This is a genomic window from Aminobacterium sp. EBM-42, assembly GCF_001896635.1.
In the GTDB taxonomy this organism is placed as follows: domain Bacteria; phylum Synergistota; class Synergistia; order Synergistales; family Aminobacteriaceae; genus Aminobacterium; species Aminobacterium colombiense.
In genome coordinates this window covers 1-15,594 of the sequence record NZ_MPPC01000022.1, presented here as the reverse complement: position 1 = coordinate 15,594, position 15,594 = coordinate 1, and the positions used below count along the sequence as shown (strand labels likewise).

Genomic DNA, 15,594 nt, shown 5'->3' with positions numbered 1-15,594 from the left:
GGCAACTTCCTCCTCATGCATGCCATGGGACCTAATGTGGCCGGCGTCATCGGAACTGCTGTGGCTGCAGCCGTCATGCTTACACTGTTGAGCTAAAATTATATGTGGAATAATTTCACGGGGGCTTTTAAAGCCCCCGTTTTTGAAAGAGGCGGTGGAGTATAAGAATGGCAAATATCAATCTTTGCGTCGCGGTTCTAATAGGAGGGGTTGTTGGATATACTTTGAAAATCCCGTCAGGGGCTCTCGTGGGGGGTATGTTGGGAGGGCTGTTTGCAAAGAGCTTTATGGGACTGGAGACTCTTCGTCTCCCCTACCTTTCTTTTTGCTCTCAATTATTAGTAGCATTTGTTATTGTCGCCCAGGCTGACGTGGCTTCTGTTCGACAGATTCCCCGTTTTATCCCGGTAGCAATTATTTATAGTCTTGTGATTCTTGTATTCAGTGTTTTTATGGCTTGTTTTGTTTCCAAATTATGCAAAATGGATTTAATGACAGCGGTGTTTTCCATGGCTCCTGGAGGACTCTCGGGGTTAGGTTTAGCCGCGGTGGAGTCTGGCGCAAATGCTTCCTTAGCCCTTGTTTTCCATGTTATTCGTGTTTCAATAGTACTTATAGCTATCCCTTTTATTGCTCTTTTATTGGAAAAGATGAGCTGAGTTTAGTCTTGAGGAGGAAGTCGCATGTCCGAAATGTTCAGGATAGCAGGAAAACAGCCCCTTCTGGAAGCAACCTTTCTTGCAAGGCCCAATCGCTTTTTGGTGGAATGTCTTCATGGCGATCAGAAAGTTCAGGCCTTTTTACCCAACCCAGGTCGTTTATGGGAGGTGTTGCTGCCGGACACGCTTATTTATTTACATAAAGATCCTCACGTCAACCCCTCGCGAAAAACGGAATTCACTGTTATTGGAGCTATGACGGAACATGGTCCAGTGATGTTGCATACCCATAAAACAAATGACGTAGCGGCATGGCTTTTTGATGGAGGGCTCGTCCCGGGATTGGAGAATTTCAGGGTTGTTAAAAGGGAGGTTTCCCGGGGTAACAGCCGTTTTGACCTCCTCGTTTCAGATGGAACGGATCAAATGTTGATAGAAGTTAAATCATGTACTCTTTTTGGACGTAAAATAGCGATGTTCCCTGACGCTCCTTCTTTAAGGGCAGTGAAACATCTTCAAGAATTATGCGAAATAAACAGAAAAGAGATGGCAGCAGGAATTCTTTTTATTGTGCAATCAGGAGATCCGGAGTTTTTTATTCCAGATTTTCATATTGACTATGAATTTGCTACAAAACTTTACCATAGCCAAATTGAAACAAGTGATTCTAAAAAACTGGCAGTCAAAGCATTAAAAGTTGCCTGGAGCAGTGATTTTTCTTTTAGTGGGGAGGTGCGGGAAATTCCCACCCCATGGAACGTTGTGGCACAAGAAGCTGGAGAGAATACTATTGACCTTTACATTAATACTTTTGCTGAAGAGGGTTTTTATCATATTTTTGTTTCTTCTAGCAGTGAACCTTCTAAGATCAGGACATTGCAGCGGTCTTATGCTAAAGGCGGGGCTTCCTCTCGCACTATAACAATACGCACCCAGCAAAACATAGAAGGAATGGTAAAAAAACAACTTTCCATGCTTTGTGATAGAGTGGAAACAGCAAGGGATCAGACGGTCTTTATTTTTAAGGATAACCCTTTGAAACGCCGTTCATTTGTTCAATTTTTGATACATACTCGTATTGATCGTCTTGAACCTATGATACCTTCCAATTTATTTGTCAGGCAGTAGGAAAAACAAGCACGGGGCAAGTCGTTCCCTCAATCAGTGCTTCTGCGGTAGTTCCAAGAATTAATTGCCACATCTCTCTGTGTGTAGAAAGGCCGACAACGAGAAGGCTTGGCGCAGTTTCTTCTATCCATTGGGTCAGTTCTATTTCAGGTTGTCCGCTTACAATGTGGATGGATGTGTTTGGGTTCCAGGTACTTACTTCTTGTGCTACAATTTCAAGGGCTCCTTCAGCCGCATTAAGAAGGGTTTGGGAATCTTCCGCATCTTCGAGGGGTATGCCATGGACAAGGGTTATAGACGGGACGGTATCCACTTGCTGTAAGATGTCTCTAAGTTCACTTAGCATCATGTCAGTGCGTTCGGGAGAAAGGTCTACGGCAACAGTGATATTATTGTATATATCCCCCTCTGGGAAATGCCCATTCCTTGACCGAAGGATAAGCTGAGGGATGGCAAGTTGTTTCACTAGGGGAGCGATTTCTTCGGCCTCCTGAATCGGGATTACAGCGAAAGTGCATTTTTCTTTGCTCGCATATTCAGGGATGATCTCGAGTGGATCCCCAGTAGCGACAATAACTTTATAAAAAAGCTCTTCGGGAAGATTTTTCTGACAAAATTCATTGAGGGCTACTTCTGTTTCTTGTACGAGATGAGGAGTGTTGAGGCCTGCGGCAGGGCTCACTACATGCACAACAAGAAGATCTGATTGGCGCTGTAACGCTCTTTTTGAAAGCCACAAAAGCGCTTCCTTTGAAAATGGAGACATATCCATGGGGAAAAGAATTCGCCGTAACAAATTACTCTCACCTCCTGAAGAATTTTCCCTTTCAATAAGTATAACGCAATATGATCATAGTTACACATAGATTAAGAGATGAAAACCAGAGATTTTTGGGAGGATGTATTTGTGGGTTTAAGTAAAGATACAACGTGGAAAATAATAAAATACGCACAGAAAACCTTTAATGCTTTGCCCCATTCTTTGGCGGTTTCTTTCGGCGGTTTCTTAGGTGTCGTTTTGTGGGCTTTCAGCAAAAGAAGGGTTGATAGCGCAGAACGCCGATGCGTCAGAGCCTTGGGTGTGGGAGTAACAACGGCAAGAAAGATAGTGAAAGGTTCTTATGCCAATATGGGACGGTCTGTAGCTGAATTTACATGTCTTCCCAAAAACATTCATACCCTCGACTCTCTCGTAACTATCCATGGAGAGGAACATCTTCGACGAGCCTATGAAAAAGGCAGGGGAGTAATCTTTATTACAGGCCATATAGGCAATTGGGAGATGGCCGCGGCTTCTCTCGTAAGAAAGGGTTACCCAGTGAACGCCATAGGAGCCGAGCAGCGGGATGAAAGGATTACCGATCTGATCATTGATTACAGGCGTGACTGCGGTGTTTTAACAATAAGCAAGGGATTTAGTTTAAAAGCCGCCATGACCTGTCTTAAGAAAGGGGAAATTTTAGGTGTTCTGATAGATCAGGATGCTCGGGATAAGGGGATAGTTGCGCCCTTTCTCGGTCTCCCTGCCAGTACCCCCTATGGGCCGATAAAAATGAGTCTTAAATATGGAAGCCCAATGTTGCCCATTGTGATGATAAGAAGGCCTGATCACATCCACCACGATCTTTATATTCTCCCTCCTTTTGAGGATGAATCTTCAGAAAAGTTTGGCGAAAACATGTGGGAAGCTGTAGCCAGTTGCAACAATTTTATAAGTTCGTGGATATCTCAATATCCCGATCAGTGGCTCTGGCTTTACCCCCGTTGGGCCTCTACATTAGGGCACTCCTCATGATACTCGGCATCGATCCCGGAAAAGATAAAATAGGCTGGGCTTTCGCAGATAGCAAAGGAGCCTTGCTTTTTTCAGGAATTGTGAATAAAGAAGAGTTGTCATCTTTTTGGGAAGTTTTTATGCAAAAGCAATGGCATAATTTGCTTCCGTGGCTTAAAGAAAGAGAAAAAGAGCCTCTTTTAAGTGAAAGCGAGCTTACCATTGTTGTAGGTAATGGAACCACATGTAAAGAAGTGCTGCTTTTTCTAAAAGAAAGAGGACTTGATGCTCAAGTGGTTGAAGAGTATGGTACGACTCTGGAAGCCCGGAAAGTTTATTGGCGTTTGCACCCGCCTCAAGGGGTATGGAAGTTTATACCAAAGTCTTTAAGGGTTCCCAATAGAGATGTGGATGATCTGGCTGCTTTTGTTATTATTCGTCGTTATCTTGCCTCTAAAACCAGAGGGCAGGTCAAGGAGTGAGTTTGTTGCGGGAGGGTGAATGGTCGAGACTCTTCAAAGAAGAGTTCGCTCTTTTTTATAGCGTATTTAAATGGCTTGTGCTGGCTGTCGTTATAGGTGTTTTTGTGGGGACAGCCGTTTCTACTTTTATGCTGGCCCTTGAAAAATGCTCCAAAGGAGTGGGAAGTTTGCCGCCTTGGAGAATACTTTTGCTCCCTTTGGGACTTCTTGCAAGCGTTTCCATGGTTCGGTATCTAAAGGTTGCAGACAGCACTCAAGGTACAGAGAGTGTTGTAGAGGCTGTCCATCATCACCAGGGAAGGATCGACGTTTATACTGTTATTGTCAAAGTTATAGCTGCTGTAATCACCATTTCCACTGGTGGTTCTCTTGGACAGGAAGGTCCGAGTGCTCAGATAGGCTCAGCAGTATCTAATGTTTTTGCCACAGGTTTTCGTTTAAATGATATAGATCGAAGAAAACTGGTTGTTTGTGGTGTTTCTGCTGGTATGGCTTCAGTTTTTGGAGCTCCTGTAGCTGGTGCTGTCTTTGGCCTTGAAGTTTTATATGTGGGACAGGTATTTTATGATGTTCTTTTGCCATGCATAGTCAGCGGGATGGTAAGCTATCAGGTTTCTTTAAACCTTGGCATGGCATATATATATCAGCCTCTTTTGTATATTCCTAAAATGACAGGCCCTCATGTCCTTTTATGGGTAGTTCTTGCGGGGGTCTTTTTCGGTCTTGTAGCGCTACTTTTTATAGAGGTTCTTCATCTGGCACGAAGAGGATACAGAAAACTGGCCTTTCATCCACTTTTTAGCGCTTTCTGCGGGGGACTTTTTTTGGTGCTCTTATCATCTGTTGTGGGGCCAAGGTACGTCGGGTTAGGGTCTCAGACTATAACAGACGCTATAACCGGTCAAGAGATTCCCAAATTGGCATTTTTTTGGAAGTCACTATTTACAGGTTTGACCAAAGGAGCTGGAGGAAGTGGAGGAGTGGTAACGCCCACGCTCTTTATAGGAGCGGCATCAGGTGCGACTTTTGCTTCTATCTTTAGCCTTGACCCAGTACTTTTTAGCTGTATTGGCTTTGTTGCTGTTCTAGCAGGAGCAGCTAACACACCCATAGCAGCGACTATCTTGGCAGCAGAGCTTTTTGGATCGCGAGTGGCAAGTCTCGCTGCTATTGCTTCTGTAATCGCCTTCGTGGTTTCTGGATATAGGAGCATTTATCCAGATCAGATTGTGAAATGTCCTAAATCTCCACTCCTTGATATTTGTGATGAATATCGGCGTGTTGGTGAATATGAATTCGATCCGATGTTGCTGAAGCTTCCCATGGTGCGCCTTGTTGTTCGAAATTACAGGCTCTGGAGGAAGCAACGTAAAATTGCGAGGAAACAATAAAAGCTGCCTTTTCCAGGCAGCTTTTATTGATTAACTTCTCTTTACTGTATCTGTCACTTCCCCCACTTCGAAAGATCGAGCAAGTTTTCACTCTTTGCAACTATAGCTGATCCCACCATATCCCCAGTAACATTCAGGCAGGTACGCCCCATATCAAGAATGGCGTCAATGCCTAATATCATGGCATAGGCCGCGGCTACAGGGGATCCTTGTTCTATAGGCAGGCCGATGGAATCCAGAACAAGAAGCAGCATTATAGCCCCGGCACCAGGTACTCCCGCCGTTCCAATTGAGGCTAGAACAGCAGTGAGAATAACTGTGATTTGCTGACTAAAGTTAAGGGGCAGTCCTACGGCAAAGCCTATGAAGAGAGCGCAGACGCCTTGGTAGATAGCGGTTCCATCCATGTTGATAGTGGCGCCTAATGGTAGGGTGAAAGAGTATACGTTCTTTGCGATTCCTAGATTCTCATCGGCATTACGCATTGTTATTGGAAGGGTTCCACCGCTGCTTCTCGTTACAAAAGCGGTAATCATGGCTTCCTTTGAGCCTTTCAAAAAGGTAGAAAAACTTAATTTGTACAAAGAGAGAGCCCCACCGTAAACAACAATAAGATGAAGGATATAGCCGAGGAAGCAAGCCAGAGTTACGCCCCATAATGGCCCAATGGCCTTAGCTCCCTGCTGGGCAAAGACCACGGAGATAAGAGCGAAGACTCCTATAGGGGCATACTGTAAGACCCAGCCGACGATCTTATACATTGCTTCGGCAGCACCGTCAAAGAACTTAAACAGAAGTTCTCCCGCTTCGCGAATTCGTGAATCTTTGCTTATCTTAAGATAGCTGATGCCAAGACCGAACAGGATAGCAAAGAAAATTATTGGGAGTACGTCGCCTCCAGAAAGAGAAGCGAAGGGGTTTGTTGGGATAATATTGAGGAAAGTATTTGCGAGGGACGGTTTCTCTAACGCCTTTCCCGCTGCTTCCCCTATAGAGCCAAGGTCAAGTCCTAGTCCCGGTCGAAATACATTTCCCATAAGAAGACCGATTGCAACGGCAACTGCAGAAGTGAAAAGGTAGTAAATGACAATTTTGACGCCGACCTTACCAAGCTCTGCCGGACTTATGCTCGCGGAACCCACAACAAGGGTGGTTAAAATAATAGGCGTAACGATCATTTTCAGAAGTCTGACGAAGATGTCACCCAAGGGCCTGACCCAAAGTATGGAGTTGCCAGCCACCAATCCTACAATTGCGCCAAGTACGAGTCCAATAAGAATCCGAATTAATAAATTGCTTTTGAAATACCAGTCAAACATCCCCTTTTTCTCGTTTTCCATTCCCCTTTGCACCTCCCATGGTTATTGAGTGGTTCTTTTAAAAAGCTCATACACCGCACTGTTAATAATTATCCAAATTGTACCCTCTTTTAATAGACAGCACAAGAACGGATGTGTTTAAAAGAGTTGTTTAGTGGAACAGTGTAAGTTAAAATTCATAAATAACCCTATCATATTACACAAAAGGAGGCTGCCAGATGCTTAATTTTCGACGTTTATGGGCCGGACTTGTTCTTTTAGTCTGTTTTTGGGGGAACGGATCAGCTTGGGCAGCAGCTTCTCATGGAGGAATAGTCCTTGCCCTGTCTGGGGGAGGAACCAAAGGGCTTGCTCATATTGGGGTTCTTCAAGTGCTTGAAGAATACAACATTCCTGTAGCAGGAATAGTAGGAACAAGCATGGGGGCAATTATTGGGGGCCTCGCATCTAGCGGGTACAAAGGGATTGAACTTGAAGAAGCTGTTAATAATATAGATTTAGGGAGTCTTCTTTCTGAACGGGCTTCTCCCATGTTTTTACCTCTTGGTGAGCGAGAGGGAGATGCGGTTCCCTGGATATCGATTATCCATGGAAGAGGCGCCAGCGGTTCTCTTGGAGGGTTTTCGGGAGTAAAGCTTTTAGAGAAATTTGCTCAAATGGCTTCAAGAGTCCAGATTGTTCATTTTAATGAACTGCCCATTCCCTTTGCGGCTGTGGCTACTGACCTGGAAACAGGAAAGAAGGTTGTGTTGACAAATGGAAGCCTGGCTTCCGCAATGCGTGCTTCTATGGCAATTCCAGGCCTTTTTGAACCATGGGCAGTTGGAGGACGCCTTCTAGTCGATGGGGGGCTGGTTTCAAATTTGCCGGTTAAAACGGCGAAGGAACTTTTTCCAGGCTATCCTATTATTGCCGTAAATGTAACGAAGACTCTGAAGTCGAGGGAGGATCTGCGGACGGTCGTAGATGTTATAGACCAATCCATAACTGTTCTGACTCAGCAGAACGTAGAAACAGAAGAGAGGGACGCTGATCTTTTGCTGGTTCCTGACGTGGGGAAAATGCCGCTTTTTGATGCATCAAGGTCTGAAGAAGTGATTGAGGCTGGACGGGAGGTGGCGATGGCCCATCTTAAGGAAATTCAACAATTATCCGAAGGTGCCCCTTTGCCTCTTTACCACAAAAAAGAGAGCCCCGAAATTGTCACAGATGTATGTCTTGAGGGGCTTCCTGATACAGAATGTAGAGATTTCAGGGAAAAGTACCGATCATGGATAGGGAAACCAGTGAACACATTGAATGTGATGAAAGCCAGCAAAGAGATCTCAAAGCGCATCGATGTTCTTGCGGTGGATTATCGCCTTGAAGAGAAAGATGCCGGTACTGCCATTATTTTCACCGCTCAACGCCGTCCCTTGTCTGAATTTCGAATAGGGGGGTATACGACAAACCTTCATCCCTATCGCTGGTTATTTATCAATAGTATCTACCGTGATATTTACAATGAAGGAGATTCTATAAAACTTAATTTAAAAGTGGGGAAGCAATGGGCAGCTGATTTGGGTTATCTCTCATCACCAGAGGTTTCAAGGGCATGGGAACTTCATCTGTCTGGTCAGAAGTGGGAGGTTACTCCTGGTAATTCCTCAGAAAAAAGCTGGGAGAGATATAGTGCGGGGGTCGTAAGGCATTTTACTCTTGGGAAAATGCAGGGGGGCGCCGGACTGGGTTTTGAAAATGTACATTCAGGTGGAATGGATGAGAATGCACTAGGTCCTACATTTTATGTGGCATATAATACTCTTGACGATCTATTGGATCCTACGAGAGGCAGTTCTGTAAAGATTGCTTTATGGTGGCCTGATTATGATGAACTCCTTTACAGGGTCAATGTTTTTCATGCCATGTCTCTTTCAGAGAACTGGCGGCTCTATCTCAGGGGCGGATATGCTGAAGGAGATGTGACAGAGGCTAGTCACGCAGTGTATTTGGGTGCAGCGGAAGAACTTTATAGTTATGCAAACTACCCCATAGAAGCAGAAAGAATGGCGTGGTTCAATCTTGCTTTACGCCGGATTTTTTTACGAAGCTGGTGGGGAAACCTCTCTGCCGAATTTTTTGGCGGGGCCGGATGGGCTTACGACGACAGGGGAGAAAGAGCAGATAGTGTTTGGGAAACAGGCATTTCCCTTTCTGCCCCAGGGCGTTTTTTCGATGGGCGCCTGATGTTCCTGTATAATGACAGGAATGATTTCAAAGTGGGATTTTTTATTGGGAAACCTATTTGGGGGCATCATCCCTTACCATAGTGCTCCCCAAAATGGTTTTCTATTACGGAGGTAGACGAAAACCATGGCACGTAACATAACACCGAAAGAGACAGATTATTCTCAGTGGTATCTCGACATCATTAAGGTTGCTGAGCTTGCTGATTATGCCCCAGTAAGAGGGTGTATGGTGATTCGCCCCACGGGATATTCCCTGTGGGAATCCATACAGAAACATTTTGACGATGCTTTTAAGGAAACGGGACATGTGAATGCCTATTTCCCTGTTTTAATCCCTAATTCCTTTTTGGAGAAGGAAGCAGAACATGTGGAAGGGTTTTCTCCGGAGTGCGCCGTTGTAACACATGCGGGAGGAGAGCTTTTGGAGGAACCTCTCGTTGTAAGGCCTACGTCAGAAACGGTAATAGGCCATATGTACAGCAAGTGGATTCAATCATGGCGAGACTTGCCAATTCTCATCAATCAGTGGGCCAATGTAATGCGTTGGGAGAAGCGCCCCCGTCTTTTTTTGCGAACATCTGAGTTTCTTTGGCAGGAAGGGCACACCGCCCACGCCACAGAGGAAGAGGCTATGGAAGAAACTCTTAAGATGTTAGAGGTCTATAGGCGTATTATGACTGAAATTCTGGCTATCCCTGTAATTGTAGGGGAAAAGACAGCAGGGGAACGTTTCCCGGGGGCAGTGAACACCTATACCTGTGAAGCCATGATGAGCGATAAAAAGGCTTTGCAGGCAGGAACGAGCCATTTCCTTGGTCAGAATTTCTCCCGGGCCTTCGATATCCAGTTTCAGAACCAGAAAGGCGAACAGGAGTATGCGTGGACAACTAGCTGGGGGGTTTCTACTCGTCTTATAGGAGCTCTTATCATGACACACTCTGATAATGACGGCCTTATTCTTCCTCCGAGAGTGGCTCCCGTGCAAGTGGCGATCCTCCCTATCAGTACGAATGATTCGGTAATGGAAGAGCAGCTGCTTCCAAGAGCCCTAGAGTTTTCTGACAAATTAGACCAGATGCTTGGCGGACGCTTTACCTTCGTAGACAAGCAGTTCCATATGCGTCCTGGTGATCGGTTCTTTTATCACCTTCAGAAAGGAGTTCCTTTGCGTCTCGAGCTTGGAGAAAAAGACCTGGCCGCTGGAACTGTCAGGGCCGTGCGGAGAGATACGGGAAGTAAAGAGGATATTCCATTCGAGAATGTTCCGTTGAGGGTCAAGGCCCTTCTTGAGGATATTCACAAGAATCTCTATACGAGGGCTCTTGACTTCAGGATTGCCAACACATTCTCGGCTTCTACCCTGGAAGAGCTAAAGGTTATTGTTGAAGAGAAAGGCGGATTTGTAGAAACATATTTTGCTGGCACGCCGGAAGAAGAAAAGAAAATAAGAGAAGAGACTGGAGCGACACCGCGGTGTATGCCATTGAATGATACTTGTACAGGGACCTGTTTTCTGACAGGCAAACCACATGCAAGAAAAACGATCTTTGCCAAAGCATATTAGTTTCTTGTTTATGTAGGTATTGAGAAAACTTGCCTGAAAGCGGGATCCTGCTGTATGGGGACCCGCTTTTGGATTCTGATGAGGGGGGTGCGAGAGAATGGACAAAAAGGAAAGGCTTGCTGTAATAGATGTGGGGTCTAATTCGGTAAAACTTTTTGTCGCGGAGAAAGCTCATCAGAAAATCTCTACTTTATTTGAGCGGACAGAGATCACCCGTTTAAGTGAAGGGCTCACAAAGAATGGAGTCCTTCAGAATGTCCCCATGGAAAGAAATATTTTCATGGTCGAAACAATGATACATCAGGCAAAAGCTCTAGAAGTCGAAGGGGTTATCATTGTAGGCACCATGGCTTTGCGCATTGCACAAAACAGGGAAGTGTTTATAGACCGCCTCGCAAAGAAAACAGGCTTTACACTCTCTGTTTTGTCAGGTGAAGAGGAAGGGGAGTTGGCTTTTTTAGGGGCTCTTTCAGGACTCTTTGGTTTTTCACCATTACAGGAAGTGACTCTTTTCGATATTGGCGGAGGCAGCACAGAGTTTGTCAGGGGGAAGGGGAGAGAGGTCCTCGATAAATGCAGCATTGCTCTGGGTTCGGTGCCATTAACAGAGCGCTATTTACAGATTTCCCCTGTTTCTGATGAGTTGTTGCAACGAACCAGATCTATCATTAAAGAGCAACTAGAGCAAGTGCCCCCTGTGTTCAAACTGGGCCCTCTTCTTGGAATAGGCGGCACTATTACGACATTAGCTTCAGTTCACCTTGAACTGGAGGCATATAGTGGTAATAGAGTTCACGGAATGACCCTCACGAAAAGGGATGTAAACGAACAAATTCTTCAATATGCCTCTAGAACCATAGCTGATCGATGCAAAATTAAGGGACTGTCTCCTGGGCGCGCGGATATTATCCTTGCGGGAGCATGTATTGCGGACGAAATTTTGGGTTTGGCCAATGAAGAATCATTTGTAGTAAGCGACAGAGGACTGAGGCACGGAGTGGCCATACACTACTTTGAAGAAAGCTCTGGAAGAGATGAGCCTCTGCTCCTCCCTTGAATTGTTAGAAAAGAGATGATTTAAGCATGCGTTCCACCCTGGCTTCCTATGCCTTGATGCTTGCTGGTATTGTCATACTCCTTCATGGACTGGAAGAAAGCAATAAAGCATTCAGAAAACACCTTGGCAGTCGAGGAAAAGAACTTCTGACCACTATGGGAGAGAAGAACTCATCGGCTTTCACCCTGGGAGTCTTACTTTCGGCCGTAGCCCAAAGTGGAACAGCGGCTACAGCCTTTGCCGTGGGGCTCGTAGATATTCATGCTCTCCCTTACGAAGGTGCTATTCTAGTTATGATGGGGGCGGGCGTGGGTTCAACTCTCGTTGCTCCCCTTTTAGCCCTTGATATCATTGCCTTTGCACCTTTTTTTCTGGCCTTGGGCTTTTTTCTTTCCCATGGGCGTTCGGATAAAATTAGAAAAATAGGCGCTATTATGAAGAGCCTGGCCTTTGTTCTCACAGGCATGCTTCTTTTAAAAGTGGGTTTTTCTCCTCTTATAGAAAAACCAGAGTTCGGAACTTTTATAGCTCATATTGTTACAAGACCAGCCCTTCTTGCCGTTGTCGCTTTTCTCTTATCGTCCCTTACTCAGGGTTCATCAGCAATAATAGCTATTGGGATAGCCCTTATCTCTTCTGGTGTAGCTTCTGCGGAAGCCTTTTACCCCTTGGTTCTGGGGGCCCGTCTCGGAACTCCCATTATTGTTCTCTTTTTCAGCATGGGCACCAGGGTCAATGCTCGAAGGCTTGCGTGGCTTTCCCTTGCCTATCGCTGTTTAGGCGTCGTGGCAGGGTTGGCACTCGCACCATTTTTATTTAAAGCAGTAGCTATTTCCATCCCTGATCCAGAGATGAAATTGGCAGCATACCAGGTGGGATTGAGTGTTATCAATGTTATCGTTTTTCTGCCCCTTGTACGGCGGGCCGCAGTGATGAGTGGAAACTGGTTTTCCAAAGAAGTTGCTAAGGATCCTGGGGAGGCCATCTATCTTGATGAGTCGTTAACAGACTTTCCCCCACTCGCTGTTCCTTTGTTGGAAAAAGAAATCACAAGAATGGCAAATTATATTGAAACATTTATTTACATGCTTTTTTTTGCACCGGGTTACAGAGAACAGATCTACAAGCTGCAAAAGGGTATTCCATCTCTTCTTGAGCAGTGTTCCGACTATATGTTTGCTATACCGGCGCCAATCGACAATGCCGCGGAAATGGAAACGTATTCGGCAATTTCCTATTCCCTTATTTCTATGGCCGATATTGTGGAAGTTGCCACGGGAAAACTCTACACCCTTTGGAACGAAGGGATAGAACAGCGATTATCAAGTGAACTTCGACAAGAAGAATGGCAAGACTATCTTCTTGTTGCTACAGATATTGTTCGTTTTAGTTTGCGCGCTTTTGCTCTTGATGATGCCGCCAGTGTTCAAAAAGCAACGGAACTCTCAAAAAAATTTAGGTCCCACGATCAGTTGCTCAGGCAAATTATGGTATTTCGGGGACGGCTTTTCAACTGTCGTCAAGATGTGCTTCTTTGGAGTCTTCTAGCAACATTGCGAGTTATTGTAACAGCTTCCCTTGAAGTTGCCCGCGGAGGTCGATTTAGAAAAAGAGGAGATGAGGGAGATGGTCTTTGGGAAGAAGAAAAAGGAAACTATGGAACTGACACCGGAAATGATACTCTACTCGAGTGATAAAAAGAGAATTCTCTCCATGGTCCATAACATGGGAGAAGAGGCTGTTGACGCTGTTTACAAAGCGATAGAAGCTCTTGTAGAAAGGGACAATGCTCTTGCTCGACATGTTGTTGAAAATGATGATGTAATAGACAGGCTAGAAGTGGAAATCGATCAGGAATGTCTCGGCTCAATTGCCATGCGGCAGCCGGTACGTGAGAATTTACGATTCGTTTTTACTGTGGCAAAAATTATAACAGACCTTGAACGAATTGGGGACGAAGCTGTCAATATCGCTGAACGGGCCCTTTTCCTCAATCAGCATCCTTTGTTAAAGCCCCTTATTGACATCCCTAAGATGAGGAATATCTCTATCGAAATGTTACGAAATGCTCTCAATGCTTTTGAAACAAATGATCCTGCTCTTGCGGAGGAAGTTTACCTGAAGGATCAGGAACTGGACGTCCTTTATTACAACATTTTTGAAGAGCTTATACAAATAATCGCTCAAAAGCCGAAGGGCGATAAAGTAACGGCACAATGTGCTGCTGCACTTATGTGGATAGGACGTCATCTCGAACGGGTTGGTGATCATGCCTCCAACGTAGCTGAAAAATCCTATTTCATTATTACGGGAGAGCGTCTTAAGCAGATAATGGAAGCAAAACAGCGTTTAGCTGAAATGGGGAGAAATGACTGATTATTATATATATCTATGGCAGATAGAATAAAAGAGAGTTAATCTTATGCAAAAATTTTTAATTTTACATTATTAATTGACAATTCGACACTCCTTTTGTATTATTGATATTGATTATCATTCTTATGTGTGCTCAAGAGGGAGGTTTTATTTTTGAAGACGATATCAGAAGTTGTGGCCCGTTATTTTGAGGATCTGAAAAAAGGATGCAATAATCTCATTAGCTGCGACCAGTTGGGAGAGCTTATGAGAAAAGAAAATGTTTACATCCTTGACATCAGAAAGCCTGAAGATTATGAGGAGGAACACCTGGAAGGTGCGGTAAACATTTTCTGGAGTGAAGTAGGAGACCATCTAAAAGAAATTCCCAAAGATAAAAAAGTGGTGGTTTGCTGTTATTCAGGCCAATCTGCAGGTCAGGTCGTATCCCTTATGAGAATACTGGGGTTCAATGCCTGTTCTCTTAAGGGCGGAATGAAGTGTGACCTGGCGCATATGCCTATTGAAGCCCGATGCTGCGATAATCAGCCAGAAGTTTGTGATTCTTGAGGCATTTAACAGCCCTTCTCCGTTGGGGAAGGATATAAAGGATGTTACTTCAATACCGCTCAGTAGATGGGCACAGAGTTGTTGTCAGATCTGTTGAGCGGTATTAGTAAAATCATTAGCATTCATTTCAGAGTTAGAGAAAGCGTCGTATGTCATCTATGGATTTTCGTGTTTTAGGTGGCAAAAAACGTATGTCTTTCGGATATCCCATGCTGATCATAATGTCAATTTTCACTGATTCAGGAAGGCCGAGTTCTTTTTTTATCCCTCTTTCATTGATCCAGCCGAGCATGCATGTCCCAAGCCCAAGGTCTGTAGCCTGAAGACAGAAGTGTTCACATGCTATAGCTATATCCATGAGACTAAACTGAACCCCACGGAAAAGCCCTCCCAGGGCAGAGCTATAGCGGGATCGTTCGGTAATAACAACGATAAGCACAGGGGCTTTCGCAGCAAAAGAATTCATTGCATAGATGCCATTAAAGGCTGCCTGCGCTAAAGAAGCGACTTTTTCAGGGGTGTGGGCTACAATAAAAGACCATGGCTGAGAATTGCAGGCAGAGGGTGCCAATCTGGCAGCCTCCAGGCATGTATCAATTACTGATTGTGGAACAGGCTGTGAACTGTAATCCCTCATGCTGTACCTTTTTCGAATAAGATCTGCAAAATCCAAAAATCTCCCTCCCAGCTTTTGCGAATGATTAGGATAACAACTTTAATTTTAGTGTTTGTTTGTTAAAAGGGTCAATAGCCAAAGGGCAACATGTCTGATTTGGAGGCCCAAAAGTGTATGTAATATTTCGAAAAAGGGATGTTGGCGAGGCCAATTATTCTTTTTCTTAAGGGAAAGCCAGTATTTACAAGGGATAGAGATGTATTTAAGTTTTTTCTTTTTCTTTTTTTGAGAGTTGACATCTTCTGAAAAAATGATATCATACCCTTCGCGCCGCTCGAAAGGCGGAGCGAAAGCAACAGAGCACCTTGTAAAGTGAATAGGCGAGACGAAAACGAGAAGCCAGTCAATTTAAGAAATTTATGGAGAGTTTGATCCTGGCTCAGGACGAACG

The 15,594-nt window shown here is 44.7% G+C and carries 15 protein-coding genes; 12 read left to right on the top strand and 3 right to left on the bottom strand.

Annotation, left to right across the window (positions count from 1 at the left end; all coding sequences use genetic code 11):
- From BUC50_RS05905 to sfsA, 3 genes are all read left to right on the top strand, one after another.
- On the top strand, window positions 1-96 hold a 96-nt coding region (locus BUC50_RS05905), incomplete at its 5' end, for a sodium ion-translocating decarboxylase subunit beta (protein ID WP_273312734.1).
- 71 nt (window positions 97-167) lie between these two features.
- On the top strand, window positions 168-659 hold the full coding sequence (locus tag BUC50_RS05900) for an AbrB family transcriptional regulator (protein WP_013047682.1): 492 nt from the start codon (window positions 168-170) through the stop codon (window positions 657-659).
- Window positions 660-683: 24 nt separating this feature from the next.
- The gene (gene sfsA / locus BUC50_RS05895) at window positions 684-1,787 is read left to right on the top strand and encodes a DNA/RNA nuclease SfsA (protein ID WP_013047683.1); all 1,104 of its coding nucleotides are present in this window, start codon (window positions 684-686) and stop codon (window positions 1,785-1,787) included.
- Here the strand turns inward: sfsA and BUC50_RS05890 are convergent.
- The gene (locus BUC50_RS05890) at window positions 1,777-2,583 is read right to left on the bottom strand and encodes a universal stress protein (RefSeq protein WP_013047684.1); all 807 of its coding nucleotides are present in this window, start codon (window positions 2,581-2,583) and stop codon (window positions 1,777-1,779) included. The two genes, sfsA and BUC50_RS05890, sit on opposite strands and share 11 nt — an antisense overlap.
- Window positions 2,584-2,694: 111 nt before the next feature.
- Here BUC50_RS05890 and BUC50_RS05885 point away from each other — a divergent pair, with 111 nt between their 5' ends.
- The 3 genes from BUC50_RS05885 to BUC50_RS05875 are packed head-to-tail and all read left to right on the top strand — an operon-like array spanning window position 2,695 to window position 5,434.
- A complete protein-coding gene (locus tag BUC50_RS05885; protein ID WP_013047685.1) occupies window positions 2,695-3,582 on the top strand; it encodes a lysophospholipid acyltransferase family protein in 888 nt (295 codons plus the stop codon).
- Window positions 3,579-4,043: a RuvC family protein gene (locus BUC50_RS05880; protein WP_013047686.1), complete on the top strand. Its 465-nt coding sequence runs from the start codon at window positions 3,579-3,581 to the stop codon at window positions 4,041-4,043. Before BUC50_RS05885 ends, BUC50_RS05880 begins: the two co-directional genes overlap by 4 nt.
- Complete coding sequence (locus BUC50_RS05875; RefSeq protein ID WP_148211305.1) at window positions 4,040-5,434, top strand: chloride channel protein; 1,395 nt, start codon at window positions 4,040-4,042, stop codon at window positions 5,432-5,434. Before BUC50_RS05880 ends, BUC50_RS05875 begins: the two co-directional genes overlap by 4 nt.
- Before the next feature lie 53 nt (window positions 5,435-5,487).
- Here BUC50_RS05875 and BUC50_RS05870 read toward each other — a convergent pair whose 3' ends face one another.
- Window positions 5,488-6,774, bottom strand: a complete 1,287-nt coding sequence (locus BUC50_RS05870) for a dicarboxylate/amino acid:cation symporter (RefSeq protein WP_013047688.1) — start codon at window positions 6,772-6,774, stop codon at window positions 5,488-5,490.
- A gap of 197 nt (window positions 6,775-6,971) precedes the next feature.
- Here BUC50_RS05870 and BUC50_RS05865 point away from each other — a divergent pair, with 197 nt between their 5' ends.
- From BUC50_RS05865 to BUC50_RS05840, 6 genes are all read left to right on the top strand, one after another.
- A complete protein-coding gene (locus tag BUC50_RS05865) occupies window positions 6,972-9,062 on the top strand; it encodes a patatin-like phospholipase family protein (protein ID WP_013047689.1) in 2,091 nt (696 codons plus the stop codon).
- 43 nt (window positions 9,063-9,105) lie between these two features.
- Complete coding sequence (proS, locus tag BUC50_RS05860; protein ID WP_013047690.1) at window positions 9,106-10,545, top strand: proline--tRNA ligase; 1,440 nt, start codon at window positions 9,106-9,108, stop codon at window positions 10,543-10,545.
- A 97-nt stretch (window positions 10,546-10,642) separates the two neighbouring features.
- On the top strand, window positions 10,643-11,602 hold the full coding sequence (locus tag BUC50_RS05855; RefSeq protein WP_013047691.1) for a Ppx/GppA phosphatase family protein: 960 nt from the start codon (window positions 10,643-10,645) through the stop codon (window positions 11,600-11,602).
- 26 nt (window positions 11,603-11,628) lie between these two features.
- Window positions 11,629-13,296, top strand: a complete 1,668-nt coding sequence (locus BUC50_RS05850) for a Na/Pi cotransporter family protein (protein WP_273015073.1) — start codon at window positions 11,629-11,631, stop codon at window positions 13,294-13,296.
- The gene (gene phoU, locus BUC50_RS05845) at window positions 13,229-13,978 is read left to right on the top strand and encodes a phosphate signaling complex protein PhoU (protein WP_286677226.1); all 750 of its coding nucleotides are present in this window, start codon (window positions 13,229-13,231) and stop codon (window positions 13,976-13,978) included. The genes BUC50_RS05850 and phoU overlap by 68 nt, the downstream gene beginning before the upstream one ends.
- 153 nt (window positions 13,979-14,131) lie before the next feature.
- A complete protein-coding gene (locus BUC50_RS05840) occupies window positions 14,132-14,527 on the top strand; it encodes a rhodanese-like domain-containing protein (RefSeq protein ID WP_013047694.1) in 396 nt (131 codons plus the stop codon).
- Window positions 14,528-14,660: 133 nt separating this feature from the next.
- Here BUC50_RS05840 and BUC50_RS05835 read toward each other — a convergent pair whose 3' ends face one another.
- On the bottom strand, window positions 14,661-15,200 hold the full coding sequence (locus BUC50_RS05835) for a nitroreductase family protein (RefSeq protein WP_013047695.1): 540 nt from the start codon (window positions 15,198-15,200) through the stop codon (window positions 14,661-14,663).
- Window positions 15,201-15,594: the final 394 nt, after the last annotated feature.

Bases quoted from the DNA above. Each gene is read 5' to 3' on its own strand.
- BUC50_RS05900 (WP_013047682.1), top strand. From the start codon at position 168: ATGGCAAATATCAATCTTTGCGTCGCGGTTCTAATAGGAGGGGTTGTT.
- sfsA (WP_013047683.1), top strand. From the start codon at position 684: ATGTCCGAAATGTTCAGGATAGCAGGAAAACAGCCCCTTCTGGAAGCA.
- BUC50_RS05880 (WP_013047686.1), top strand. From the start codon at position 3,579: ATGATACTCGGCATCGATCCCGGAAAAGATAAAATAGGCTGGGCTTTC.
- BUC50_RS05870 (WP_013047688.1), bottom strand. From the start codon at position 6,774: ATGGAAAACGAGAAAAAGGGGATGTTTGACTGGTATTTCAAAAGCAAT.
- BUC50_RS05865 (WP_013047689.1), top strand. From the start codon at position 6,972: ATGCTTAATTTTCGACGTTTATGGGCCGGACTTGTTCTTTTAGTCTGT.
- proS (WP_013047690.1), top strand. From the start codon at position 9,106: ATGGCACGTAACATAACACCGAAAGAGACAGATTATTCTCAGTGGTAT.
- BUC50_RS05855 (WP_013047691.1), top strand. From the start codon at position 10,643: ATGGACAAAAAGGAAAGGCTTGCTGTAATAGATGTGGGGTCTAATTCG.
- BUC50_RS05850 (WP_273015073.1), top strand. From the start codon at position 11,629: ATGCGTTCCACCCTGGCTTCCTATGCCTTGATGCTTGCTGGTATTGTC.
- phoU (WP_286677226.1), top strand. From the start codon at position 13,229: ATGGTCTTTGGGAAGAAGAAAAAGGAAACTATGGAACTGACACCGGAA.